This is a genomic window from Nonomuraea angiospora, assembly GCF_014873145.1.
GTDB classification, from domain to species: domain Bacteria; phylum Actinomycetota; class Actinomycetes; order Streptosporangiales; family Streptosporangiaceae; genus Nonomuraea; species Nonomuraea angiospora.
This window is the reverse complement of record NZ_JADBEK010000001.1, coordinates 6257576-6269071: the sequence shown is the minus strand read 5'-3', so window position 1 is coordinate 6269071 and position 11496 is coordinate 6257576. Positions and strand designations below refer to the sequence as shown.

The window sequence follows — 11496 nt, the reverse complement described above, 5'->3', positions numbered from 1 at the left end:
TTGAGATTTGCATAGTGGACGCGAGCATCTTTGTGGCCAAGTTTTTTAGGGCACACGGTGGATGCCTTGGCATCAGGAGCCGATGAAGGACGTGGGAGGCTGCGTTAAGCCTCGGGGAGTCGCCAACCAGACGTTGATCCGGGGATGTCCGAATGGGGAAACCTAGCACCAGTCATGTGGTGTTGCCTCCGCCTGAATGTATAGGGCGGTTGGTGGTAACGCGGGGAAGTGAAACATCTCAGTACCCGTAGGAAGAGAAAACAACAGTGATTCCGTGAGTAGTGGTGAGCGAAAGCGGATGAGGCTAAACCGGGCGTGTGTGATAGCCGGCAGGCGTTGCATGTCCGGGGTCGTGGGACCCTCTTGGTCGATCTGCCGATCGGCCGGACAGTAAGAAATCGATGGGGTAGTTGAAAGCTCTGGGAAGGGCTGCCGTAGACCGTGAGAGCCGGGTAGGCGAAATCTTGTCGACTGTTTGAGGGGATCCCAAGTAGCACGGGGCTCGAGAAATCCTGTGTGAATCTGCCAGGACCACCTGGTAAGCCTAAATACTCCCTGATGACCGATAGTGCACGAGTACCGTGAGGGAAAGGTGAAAAGTGCCCCGGTGAGGGGTCGTGAAATAGTACCTGAAACCGTGTGCCTACAAGCCGTAGGAGCTTACAGAAGCTTGCTTCTGTGTGATGTGACTGCGTGCCTTTTGAAGAATGAGCCTGCGAGTTATGGTGTGTGGCGAGGTTAACCCGTGTGGGGGAGCCGTAGCGAAAGCGAGTCTGAATAGGGCGTTGAGTCGCATGCTGTAGACCCGAAGCGGAGTGATCTACGCATGGGCAGGTTGAAGCTCAGGTAAGACTGGGTGGAGGACCGAACCCACCAGGGTTGAAAACCTGGGGGATGATCTGTGTGTAGGGGTGAAAGGCCAATCAAACTCCGTGATAGCTGGTTCTCCCCGAAATGCATTTAGGTGCAGCGTCGCGTGTTTCTTGCCGGAGGTAGAGCACTGGATGGCTAATGGGCCCGACAAGGTTACTGACGTCAGCCAAACTCCGAATGCCGGTAAGTGAGAGCGTGGCAGTGAGACTGCGGGCGATAAGGTTCGTAGTCGAGAGGGAAACAGCCCAGATCACCGACTAAGGCCCCTAAGCGTGTGCTAAGTGGGAAAGGATGTGGAGTCGCAGAGACAACCAGGAGGTTGGCTTAGAAGCAGCCACCCTTGAAAGAGTGCGTAATAGCTCACTGGTCAAGTGATTCTGCGCCGACAATGTAGCGGGGCTCAAGTACACCGCCGAAGTCGTGGCATTGACGCACATGTTGTGTTGATGGGTAGGGGAGCGTCGTGCAGCCGGCGAAGCAGCAGAGTGATCTAGTTGTGGAGGCTGTGCGAGTGAGAATGCAGGCATGAGTAGCGAATCGAGGGTGAGAAACCCTCGCGCCGGATGACCAAGGGTTCCTGGGGCAGGCTAATCCGCCCAGGGTAAGTCGGGACCTAAGGCGAGGCCGACAGGCGTAGTCGATGGACAACGGGTTGATATTCCCGTACCCGCTTTAACGCGCCCATACTGAACCCCTTGATACTAAGAGTCCTTAAGTCAGCTGGTCCTTCGGGACTGGTGTTAGACCGAACGCTCGGCCTGATTGGGTAGTAGGTAAGCGATGGGGTGACGCAGGAAGGTAGTCCAGCCCAGGCGATGGTTGTCCTGGGGTAAGCATGTAGGGCGGAACGTAGGCAAATCCGCGTTCCTTAAGCCTGAGATGTGATGCCGAGCCGATTGTGGTGAAGTGGATGATCCTATGCTGCCGAGAAAAGCCTCTAGCGAGTGTTGTGGCGGCCCGTACCCTAAACCGACTCAGGTGGTCAGGTAGAGAATACTAAGGCGATCGGGTGAACTGTGGTTAAGGAACTCGGCAAATTGCCCCCGTAACTTCGGGAGAAGGGGGACCTCTGCTGGTGATGAGTCTTGCACTCGGAGCTGGTGGGGGTCGCAGTGGCCAGGGGGAAGCGACTGTTTACTAAAAACACAGGTCCGTGCGAAGTCGTAAGACGATGTATACGGACTGACGCCTGCCCGGTGCCGGAACGTTAAGGGGACCGCTTAGTCCAGCTTGCTGGGCGAAGGTGAGAACTTAAGCGCCGGTAAACGGCGGTGGTAACTATAACCATCCTAAGGTAGCGAAATTCCTTGTCGGGTAAGTTCCGACCTGCACGAATGGCGTAACGACTTCCCCGCTGTCTCAACCGCAGACCCGGTGAAATTGCAGTACGAGTAAAGATGCTCGTTTCGCGCAGCAGGACGGAAAGACCCCGGGACCTTCACTACAGCTTGACATTGGTGTTTGGAACGGCTTGTGTAGGATAGGTGGGAGACTGGGAAGCTCGGACGCTAGTTCGGGTGGAGTCATTGGTGAAATACCACTCTGGTCGTTTTGGATGTCTAACTCTGGTCCGTGATCCGGATCGGGGACAGTGTCTGGTGGGTAGTTTAACTGGGGCGGTTGCCTCCCAAAGGGTAACGGAGGCGCCCAAAGGTTCCCTCAGCCTGGTTGGCAATCAGGTGTTGAGTGTAAGTGCACAAGGGAGCTTGACTGTGAGACTGACGGGTCGAGCAGGAGCGAAAGCTGGGACTAGTGATCCGGCATCGGCGTGTGGAAGCGGTGTCGCTCAACGGCTAAAAGGTACCCCGGGGATAACAGGCTGATCTTCCCCAAGAGTCCATATCGACGGGATGGTTTGGCACCTCGATGTCGGCTCGTCGCATCCTGGGGCTGGAGTAGGTCCCAAGGGTTGGGCTGTTCGCCCATTAAAGCGGTACGCGAGCTGGGTTTAGAACGTCGCGAGACAGTTCGGTCCCTATCCGCTGCGCGCGCAGGAGACTTGAAAGGGGCTGTCCCTAGTACGAGAGGACCGGGACGGACGAACCTCTGGTGTGCCAGTTGTACCGCCAGGTGCACGGCTGGTTGGCTACGTTCGGGAGGGATAACCGCTGAAAGCATCTAAGCGGGAAGCTTGCCTTGAGATGAGGTCTCCCACCACGAGAGTGGGTAAGGCTCCCGGTAGACGACCGGGTTGATAGGCCGGAGGTGGAAGCACGGTAACGTGTGGAGCTGACCGGTACTAATAGGCCGAGGACTTGACCACAAAGCTTCTTGCTCGCGTCCACTAGGCAATTCTGAAACAACAAGCGGTAGTGCTTGATAGTTTCATAGGGTTACGGCGGTTATGGCGGGAAGGAAACACCCGGTTACATTCCGAACCCGGAAGTTAAGCTTCTCTGCGCCGATGGTACTGCACTCGGGAGGGTGTGGGAGAGTAGGTCGCCGCCGGACAATCTTTATAGAATGGCCCCACGCCGGTGCGTGGGGCCATTCTTGTTTTGCGGGCTGATCCGCCGCCCGCGCCAGCTCGAAGCGGCCACGTCTCTCCCGCTTTGGCGTAGTGCCCTGTCCGGGGTGTCCACGCGGAAGACGATTTCGTGGAACAGCTCGCCCGTCCCGCATCTCAGCAGAACCTCTCGGGAGCCGGCCCACCGACTGACGTCGCACATGCTCGCCCTGTTCCTTCAACGGAAGCGAGCGACGTACGTAATGGACCGCCTTTCCGGTCCGGATGTCGATGGTGACCAGCCGGGCCGGGCGGAGGTCGGTGCCGCCCGCCGGGAAGTTCCTGGAGACGACCTGCGCGGCCTGTCCCGCCCCGTCGGGCGGCGCGGTGGGTGGAGTCCGAGGAGGAGCTGGAGTTCGGGGCGAAGGTCTTCTGGTTCGCGGTGGACTTCTGGGCGACGTGCGGCGACAGCTGGGTCGAGAAATTGATCGCCGCGGCCGACTAGCGGCCTGTCGTGATTTTTCGTGATAATGCGTCAATGATCGCGGGCCGCAGCCAAGCGATACCACGAGCGGTCATCGCCCTCGCCCTGCTCACAGCTCTCTTACCGATGCCTGCCCAGGTCCGGGCGCAGTCGCCCGTACCCGTCCGGCGGGAAGCGGTCCTGGGCGTACGCGAGGCGGCCCTCGGGGCACGGCTGGAGCGGGTCTCGGCCGGGGAGATCCTCACGCCGATCCCGGCCGGGCGGATCGGCAAGCGGCTCGACCGCTATCTCGCAGGCCGGTCCGGGCAGGTCACCGCCATGGTCAAGGACCTGACGACCGGCCGGCTCTACCGCTACCACCCGGGCGAGCGCCTGATCACCGCCAGCACGGCCAAGGTGCAGATCCTCATGGCGCTGCTGCTGCGGACCTCGTGGAAGAAGCTGCCGGCGGCCGTCCGCCACGACGCCGGCATCATGATCCGCTACAGCGACAACCACGCCGCCGACCGCCTCTGGTCACGCATCGGCGGCGCGCCCGGATTCACCCAGGCGGGCAGGAGGCTCGGCCTCGAACACACCCAGGGCGTCCCAGGCGAGTGCGTAGACCTGTATTGCTGGGGAATCACCCGAACGTCGGTGGACGACCAGATCCGCCTCATGCGGGCCCTGGTGTCCGGCAAGAGCCCGTTGAAGGCCAAGGACCGCGATCAGGTGCTGAAGCTCATGGGGCACGTCGTGGCGGGCCAGGACTGGGGCATCAGCGCCGCCGCGTGCGCGGGCGACCGCGTGGCGCTGAAGAACGGCTGGCTCAAGCACGTCTCGAACAAGCTCTGGGCCACGGTCAGCGTGGGCCTGATCAGGGGCGACGGCCACGACTACGCCGTTGCCGTACTCACCGAGGGAAGTCCCGAGGTGGCGTACGGCATAGCGACGGTCGAAGGCGTGACAAAGCGGATCATGCAGGACTTCCGGCGGTGCCCGGCGTGACCAGGCGGTAGCCGACGCCCCTGACGGTCTGGATGAGCTGGTCGTCCTCGTCGCCCAGCCGGGCGCGCAGGCGTTTGACGTGCACCGCGATCGTGTTCGTCGAGGTGTTGGCCGCGGCGTGCCACACGTGGCGCATGATCTGCTCGCGGGTCACCGTGCGATCGGCGTTGCGCATCAGATACTGCAGTAATTCGAACTCCCGCAGGGGCAGGTGGACCGCTCGCCCGCCCACCCGTACCTGGTAGGCCTGGACGTCCAGCTCGACCCCGCCCACGGCGAGCACCTGGCGCGCGCCGGGCGAGGCCGCCTGGATGAACGGCAGCAGTTCCGGCACCCGGTAGGGCCTGGCCACGCAGGCGGCCGCGCCGGCGGCGAGCGCGCGTACCGCCTGCTCGGCGTGGCCCTCGCCGACGCCGAGCAGGACGGGCACGGCGCGCGCCAGCCGGACCGCGCGGACGAACTCCACCGCGTCTATGACCGGCAGCGTGGCCGAGACGAGCACCACGTCAGGCTGCAGGGCTCCCGCCTGGAGGAGGCCCTGAGCCCCGTCGGGCGTGCCCGTGACGGACACGCCCTCCCGTTCGAGCGCCGTGGCGAGGTCTTCCACGACCGCGCCGTCGGGGTCGGCGATGAGCAGTACGGGCTTCGTCCGCGCGTCCCCGAACACCGTGGATGCCGCCTGCTGTTGGGTCATCAGCCGAAGCGCCCCGTGATGTAATCCTCTGTTGCCTTCTGGGACGGATTGGTGAACATGCGGGACGTCTCGTCCATCTCGATCACCTTGCCGGGCTTGCCCTGCTCGGCGAGGTTGAAGAACGCGGTCCTGTCGCTGACCCGGGCGGCCTGCTGCATGTTGTGGGTGACGATGACGATCGTGTACTCGTCCTTGAGCTTGGCCATCAGGTCCTCGATGGCCAGCGTGGAGATCGGGTCGAGCGCCGAGCACGGCTCGTCCATCAGCAGGACCTGCGGCTTGACCGCGATGGCCCGGGCGATGCAGAGACGCTGCTGCTGACCGCCCGACAGGCCGGCGCCCGGCTTGTGCAGGCGGTCCTTGACCTCGTTCCAGAGGTTGGCGCCCTTAAGCGACTCCTCCACGATCCCGTCGAGCTGCGACTTGCCGACCCGGCCGTTGAGCTTGAGTCCGGCGGCCACGTTCTCGTAGATCGACATCGTCGGGAACGGGTTGGGGCGCTGGAAGACCATGCCGATCATCCGGCGCACAGAGACGGGCGCGACGGTGGGGGCGTACAGGTCCTCGCCGTCGAGCAGGACCTTGCCATCCACGCGGGCGCCCGGGATCACTTCGTGCATGCGGTTGAGCGTGCGCAGGAACGTCGACTTGCCGCACCCGGACGGGCCGATGAACGCGGTGATCGAACGGGGTTCGATGGTCATCGACACGTCCTCGATCGCCTTGTGCGACCCGTAGTACGCGTCGAGACCCGAGACCTGGATCTGCTTGGACATTGCGGCGTTAACCCCCTATCGGCCCCTGGCGGGCGCACGCCACCAGGCGATCAGGCGCGCCACCAGGTTGAGCAGCATGACGATCAGGATGAGCGTGAGGGCGCCGGTCCACGCCCGGTCGATGGCGGTGTCGTTCGGGCGGGCCGCCTGGTCGAAGACGAAGAGCGGCAGGCCCATCTGCGGTCCGGTGAACGGATCGTTGTTGATGGAGTTGGTGAAGAACACCGTCATCAGCAGCGGCGCGGTCTCTCCGGCGACGCGGGCCACGGCCAGCATGACGCCGGTGACGATGCCGGTGAACGCCGTCGGCAGCACGACCTTCATGATCGTGCGCCACTTGGCCACACCCAGCGCGTACGAGGCCTCTCGGAGGTCGTTGGGCACCAGCCGGAGCATTTCCTCGGCCGATCTGACCACGGTCGGCATCATCAGGATCGACAGTGCGAGCGCGCCCGCCCAGCCGGAGAACTGGAAGCCCAGGACGAGGATCCAGAACGCGAAGACGAACAGACCGGAAACGACCGAGGGGATGCCGGTCATGACGTCCACGAAGAAGCTGATCGACCGGCTCAGCCGGCCGCCGTTGCCGTACTCGACCAGGTAGATCGCGGTGAGCAGGCCGATGGGGACCGAGACGGCCGAGGCGAGCAGGACCTGCTCCAGCGTCCCGATGATCGCGTGGTACGCGCCGCCGCCCGCGTCACGGGCGCCGATGCCGCGCATCGAGTGGGTCAGGAACTCGAGGTCGAAGCGGGCCAGACCGTTGGAGATGACCAGCCAGAGCACCGAGATGAGCGGCACGACGGCCAGCCCGAACGCCAGGTAGACCAGCCCCTGGACGATCTTGTCCTTGACCCGGCGGCTGGTCGAGATGTGCTGGATTGCTGTCATGCGCCGGCCCTCGAATACTCCTTACGGCGGTTGATGATCATGCGCGCTCCCATGTTCACCAGCAAGGTGATGACGAACAGCACCAGGCCGGAGGCGATCAGCGCCCCGCGGCCGATCTGGGTCGCCTCGCCGAAGCCGTTGGCGATGTTCGCCGCGATGCTGTTGGCGTGGGGCGTCAGGATCTCGAACGTGATGTCGAAGGTCGCGGGGAAGATCAGCGCGACCGCGATGGTCTCGCCCATCGCGCGGCCGAGGCCGAGCATGGCGGCGCTGATGACGCCCGGGCGGCCGAACGGCAGCACGGCCATCCTGATCATCTCCCAGCGGGTGGCGCCGAGCGCCAGGGCCGCCTCCTCGTTCATCTTCGGTGCCTGGAGGAACACCTCACGCGAGATCGCCGCGATGATCGGCAGGATCATGATCGCCAGCACGATCGAGCCCGCGAGCATGGTCTTGCCGCCGATGGCGCCTTCTCCGGCGAACAGCGGGAACCAGCCGAAGGTCTCGTTGAGCCACTGGGACGGCTCTCGGATCAGCGGCACCAGGAACGCCAGGCCCCACAGGCCGTAGACCACACTGGGCACGGCGGCGAGCAGGTCGACCAGGTAGCCGAGCCCCGAGGCCAGGCGGCGGGGCGCGTAGTGGGAGATGAACAGCGCGACGCCGACCGCGATCGGGGTGGCGATGACGAGCGCGAGTGTCGAGCTGAGGACGGTCCCGAACGCCAGGGCGCCGATGCCGAACACCTTCTGGCCGTTGGGGTCCCAGGTCAGCTCGGTGAAGAAGGATGCCTTGTTCGCCTGCAGGGCGGGGATCGCCTCGCTGATGAGGAACACGGCGATGGCCGCCATGATCGCCAGCAGGAGGACGCCCGCCGCCGTGGAGAGGAAGCGGAAGGTGCCTTCACCATGGCTGCGCCGCGAGGCGGACCGGCTCATGGCCGGTCCGCCGTCACGGGTCTTCAGATCGGTGGCCATCGGCGGCTAGGAGATCGCCTCGACAGCGGTGCGGACCTTGGTGAGCAGGTCGCCGGCCAGCGGGGCGTAGCCCAGCTCCTTCAGGGCCGCCTGACCCTCGTCACTGGCGGTGTAGGTGAGGAAGCCCTTGACCAGCTTCGTCTCCTCCGCCGACAGGCCCTTCTCGCAGGTGATCTCGTAGGTCACCAGGACGATCGGGTAGGCGCCCGGGGTCTTGGTGGCGTAGTCGATCGACAGGGCGAGGTCGTTGCCGGTGCCCTTGACCGTGGCGGTCTCGACCGTCTTCGCCGCGCTCTCGGGGGTGAGCTCGACGAACTCGTTGGCGCCGTTGGCGACCTTGGCCTTCTGCAGCGACGAGTTCTCGGCGTAGGAGAGCTCGACGTAGCTGATCGCGCCCTCGGTGTCCTTCACGGAGGAGGCGATGCCGTCGGAGCCCTTCGCGCCCTGGCCCTTGGCCTCGGCGGGCCACGCCTTGGCGGGCTCGTAGGCCCAGCCGGCGGTGGCCTTGAGGAACTTGGTGAAGTTGTCGCTGGTGCCCGACTCGTCCGAGCGGTGGAAGGCCTGGATCGGCGTGGAGGGCAGCTTGGCGCTGGGGTTGTCCGCCTTGATCGCGGCGTCGTCCCACTTGGTGATCTTGCTGTCGAAGATGCCGCCGAGGGTCTTCGGCGACAGCTGCAGGCCCTCGACGCCGGGCAGGTTGTAGACCACCGCGATGGGGCCGGTCACCATCGGGATGTTGATGGCCTTGCCGGTCTTGCAGCGGGCGTCGGCCTGCGCGGGCTGGTCATCCTTCAACGCCGAGTCCGAGCCGGCGAAGGCCACCGTGCCCTGGATGAACGCCTGCACACCCGCGCCGGAGCCGCTGGGCTGGTAGTTGAGGGTGACACCGGGGTTCGTGGCCGTGAAGTTCTTCGTCCACTCGGTGATCGCGTTGGCCTGGGCCGAGGAGCCCGCGGCGTTGATCGTACCGCTCAGACCATTGTCATTGCCCGCGGCGGGCGCGCTGGCGGACGTGGTGCTGCCCGCGGGGGCGTTGTTGTCTGTGCCGCACGCAGCGAGGGAGAGCGCGCCGACAACGGCTACGGCGGCGAGCCGGCCTGCATACTTCACGGTTGGGTTTCCTCCCACTTGGTCCTTAGTCGCCATGAAGCTATGCAGCGAAGGTGACCGCAGCCCCCTGACAAGGGTGAACGTTCGGTGAACGGGCCCGGTCGCCCCCATGATGGGAGTTATGACTTATCGCGTATGCCTGGTGTGCATGGGCAACATCTGCCGATCCCCCATGGCGGAGGTGGTGCTCCGCCAGACGCTCGCCGAGCGCGGGCTGGGCGACCGCGTCACCGTGGAGAGCGCCGGAACCGGCGGCTGGCACGCCGGGGACCCCATGGACGAGCGGGCGCTGGCCATCCTCGAGCAGCACGGCTACGACGGCTCGGCGCACCGGGCCCGGCAGTTCACCAAGGACTGGTTCGACCGCTACGACCTGGTGCTGGCCATGGACCAGGACAACCTTGCCAATCTGCGGCGGCTGGCGTCGGCGGGGGTGGAGGTGCGGCTGTTCCGGTCGTTCGATCCCGCGGCGGAGGAGGGGGCCGAGGTGCCCGATCCGTACTACGGGGGCCGCGAGGGGTTCGAGGAGGTGCTCGCGCTGGTCGAGTCGGCCTCCGAGGGCGTCGCCAAGCACATCGCCGACGAGATCGGCTGATGAATCCGACGGCGGACCTCGGCTCGTCGCACGGCTGGCGGCTGCTGAAGGGCGTGCTGGACGACGGGCGCGAGGTGTTCGCGAAGACCGGGGCCGCCTCCGAGGTGTTCGCCTCGGAGGCGGCCGGGCTGCGCTGGCTGGGGGAGGCCGTCGCGGTGCCCGAGGTGGTGGACGTGGGGCCCGACCGGCTGGTGTTGTCCTGGGTACGGGAGGAGGCGCCCAGCGCGGCGGCGGCAGAGCGGTTCGGGCGTTCGCTGGCCCGGCTGCACCGGGCGGGGGCGGCTGACTTCGGCGCGCCGTGGCCGGGGTTCATCGCCGAGCTGCCGATGGACAACTCGCCCTGCTCCGACTGGCCCGGCTTCTACGCCTCCCGGCGGGTGCTGCCGTTCCTGCGGCAGGCGCGGCTGCCCGCCGCGGACGTGGCGCTGGTCGAGCGGGCGATGGAGAGGTTCGCCGAGGTCGCGGGGCCTGCCGAGCCGCCGGCACGGATCCACGGGGACCTGTGGAACGGGAACGTGCTGTGGTCGGGCGGGTCGGGCGTGCTGATCGATCCGGCGGCCCACGGCGGGCATCGGGAGACCGATCTGGCCATGCTGGCGCTGTTCGGGCTGCCGTACCTCGATCGGGTGCTGGGGGCCTACCAGGAGGAGTTTCCGCCGGCGGAGGGGTGGCGGGAGCGGGTGCCGCTGCACCAGCTGCATCCGCTGCTCGTTCACGTGGTGTTGTTCGGCGGGTCCTATCGTGACGGGCTGATGAACGCGGTCCGGGCCGTGCTCGCGCTCTAGCCGCTCCTGCGCTTGCGGTAGGCGCGCTGCTGGCAGGCGCGGGAGCAGTAGACGCGGGGACGGCCGGACGGCGCCGGCTCCAGCGGGGTGCCGCACTCCAGGCACCCGGCGCTTTCGTCACGACTTTCATCACGATCGCGGATGAGGGCCTCGATGCCGTCGAGCTGGCGGCGCAGGCCGAACTCGAACGAGTCCTCAGGATGGTCCCAGCCGCCCTCCGCCCAGAGACGGGAAAGGGTGGGGAACCGGTCGAGGCGCTCGTAGAGGGCGTCGCGGCCGCCCCACCAGTCCTGCTCGGACACGCCGCTGCGGCGCTCCTCGCGCCGGGTCTCGACCAGGGTCAGCGCCTCGGCGTCCACGAACCGCCCCAGCATGCCCACGACGGCGATCACCTCGGAAGGGGCCAGGCCGGTGTCGACGAGGGTGCTCAGCAGGTGGTCGTAGTAGGCGATGGCGTTGGGTCCGGGGAGGTGGCGGGTGCCGCGTACCTCGGCCAGCCACGGGTGCCGCCGGCGCAGGCGCCAGCCCTCCCGGACCGCGGCCTCCAGCCGCGCCCGCCACCCCTGCCCCGCCGCGGGCTCTTCGGGGGCGCTCGCCCGTTCGCGGTGGACCTCGTCGACCATCAGGTCCACGAGCTGGTCGCGGCCGGGGACGTGGCGGTAGAGGGACATGGTCGTGAAGCCGAGCCGGTCGGCGACTTTGCGCATCGACAGGCCCTCCAGGCCCTCCGCGCCGGCGACCTCGATGGCGGCCCGCACGATCCTGCCCAGGCTCAGGCCGGGCCGCGGCTCGCGGTCCTGCTCCCCCCAGAGCAGCTCGACTTCGGGGTCGGTTGTCATGTCGCCTCCTCCTGTTTATGGTGTACTACTACGTGTACG

9 protein-coding genes and 2 rRNA genes are annotated in these 11496 nt (G+C 65.8%); 5 read left to right on the top strand and 6 right to left on the bottom strand.

Going from position 1 to position 11496, the window contains the following annotated elements; genetic code table 11:
* Positions 1-34 precede the first annotated feature (34 nt).
* From H4W80_RS28220 to H4W80_RS28210, 3 genes are all read left to right on the top strand, one after another.
* Positions 35-3136 (top strand): 23S ribosomal RNA (locus H4W80_RS28220).
* A gap of 71 nt (positions 3137-3207) precedes the next feature.
* A 5S ribosomal RNA gene (gene rrf, locus H4W80_RS28215) occupies positions 3208-3324 on the top strand.
* A gap of 605 nt (positions 3325-3929) precedes the next feature.
* Complete coding sequence (locus H4W80_RS28210; RefSeq protein ID WP_225963707.1) at positions 3930-4790, top strand: serine hydrolase; 861 nt, start codon at positions 3930-3932, stop codon at positions 4788-4790.
* Here the strand turns inward: H4W80_RS28210 and H4W80_RS28205 are convergent.
* The 5 genes from H4W80_RS28205 to pstS are packed head-to-tail and all read right to left on the bottom strand — an operon-like array spanning position 4759 to position 9238.
* Positions 4759-5484 (bottom strand): response regulator transcription factor, encoded by a 726-nt coding sequence (locus H4W80_RS28205; protein WP_192787847.1) that lies wholly within the window; start codon positions 5482-5484, stop codon positions 4759-4761. The two genes, H4W80_RS28210 and H4W80_RS28205, sit on opposite strands and share 32 nt — an antisense overlap.
* Positions 5484-6260 (bottom strand): phosphate ABC transporter ATP-binding protein PstB, encoded by a 777-nt coding sequence (pstB, locus tag H4W80_RS28200; protein WP_192787846.1) that lies wholly within the window; start codon positions 6258-6260, stop codon positions 5484-5486. Before pstB ends, H4W80_RS28205 begins: the two co-directional genes overlap by 1 nt.
* 15 nt (positions 6261-6275) lie before the next feature.
* A complete protein-coding gene (gene pstA, locus H4W80_RS28195) occupies positions 6276-7151 on the bottom strand; it encodes a phosphate ABC transporter permease PstA (protein ID WP_192787845.1) in 876 nt (291 codons plus the stop codon).
* The gene (gene pstC / locus H4W80_RS28190) at positions 7148-8128 is read right to left on the bottom strand and encodes a phosphate ABC transporter permease subunit PstC (RefSeq protein WP_192787844.1); all 981 of its coding nucleotides are present in this window, start codon (positions 8126-8128) and stop codon (positions 7148-7150) included. Before pstC ends, pstA begins: the two co-directional genes overlap by 4 nt.
* Positions 8129-8134: 6 nt before the next feature.
* Entirely contained in the window at positions 8135-9238 is a 1104-nt protein-coding gene (gene pstS / locus H4W80_RS28185) for a phosphate ABC transporter substrate-binding protein PstS (RefSeq protein ID WP_192787843.1), read from the bottom strand.
* Positions 9239-9359: 121 nt separating this feature from the next.
* Here pstS and H4W80_RS28180 point away from each other — a divergent pair, with 121 nt between their 5' ends.
* On the top strand, positions 9360-9833 hold the full coding sequence (locus H4W80_RS28180) for a low molecular weight protein-tyrosine-phosphatase (protein ID WP_192787842.1): 474 nt from the start codon (positions 9360-9362) through the stop codon (positions 9831-9833).
* Positions 9833-10618, top strand: coding sequence for a fructosamine kinase family protein (locus tag H4W80_RS28175; RefSeq protein ID WP_192787841.1), 786 nt, complete (start codon positions 9833-9835; stop codon positions 10616-10618). Before H4W80_RS28180 ends, H4W80_RS28175 begins: the two co-directional genes overlap by 1 nt.
* On the opposite strand, the gene H4W80_RS28170 is transcribed toward H4W80_RS28175, so the two are convergent.
* Positions 10615-11457, bottom strand: coding sequence for a TetR/AcrR family transcriptional regulator (locus H4W80_RS28170; protein WP_192787840.1), 843 nt, complete (start codon positions 11455-11457; stop codon positions 10615-10617). The genes H4W80_RS28175 and H4W80_RS28170 overlap by 4 nt on opposite strands.
* Positions 11458-11496: the final 39 nt, after the last annotated feature.

What these genes read in the sequence shown, in the direction of transcription:
- H4W80_RS28210 (WP_225963707.1), top strand. Translation starts at nt 3,930, where the DNA reads ATGCCTGCCCAGGTCCGGGCGCAGTCGCCCGTACCCGTCCGGCGGGAA.
- H4W80_RS28205 (WP_192787847.1), bottom strand. Translation starts at nt 5,484, where the DNA reads ATGACCCAACAGCAGGCGGCATCCACGGTGTTCGGGGACGCGCGGACG.
- pstB (WP_192787846.1), bottom strand. Translation starts at nt 6,260, where the DNA reads ATGTCCAAGCAGATCCAGGTCTCGGGTCTCGACGCGTACTACGGGTCG.
- pstA (WP_192787845.1), bottom strand. Translation starts at nt 7,151, where the DNA reads ATGACAGCAATCCAGCACATCTCGACCAGCCGCCGGGTCAAGGACAAG.
- pstC (WP_192787844.1), bottom strand. Translation starts at nt 8,128, where the DNA reads ATGGCCACCGATCTGAAGACCCGTGACGGCGGACCGGCCATGAGCCGG.
- H4W80_RS28180 (WP_192787842.1), top strand. Translation starts at nt 9,360, where the DNA reads ATGACTTATCGCGTATGCCTGGTGTGCATGGGCAACATCTGCCGATCC.
- H4W80_RS28175 (WP_192787841.1), top strand. Translation starts at nt 9,833, where the DNA reads ATGAATCCGACGGCGGACCTCGGCTCGTCGCACGGCTGGCGGCTGCTG.
- H4W80_RS28170 (WP_192787840.1), bottom strand. Translation starts at nt 11,457, where the DNA reads ATGACAACCGACCCCGAAGTCGAGCTGCTCTGGGGGGAGCAGGACCGC.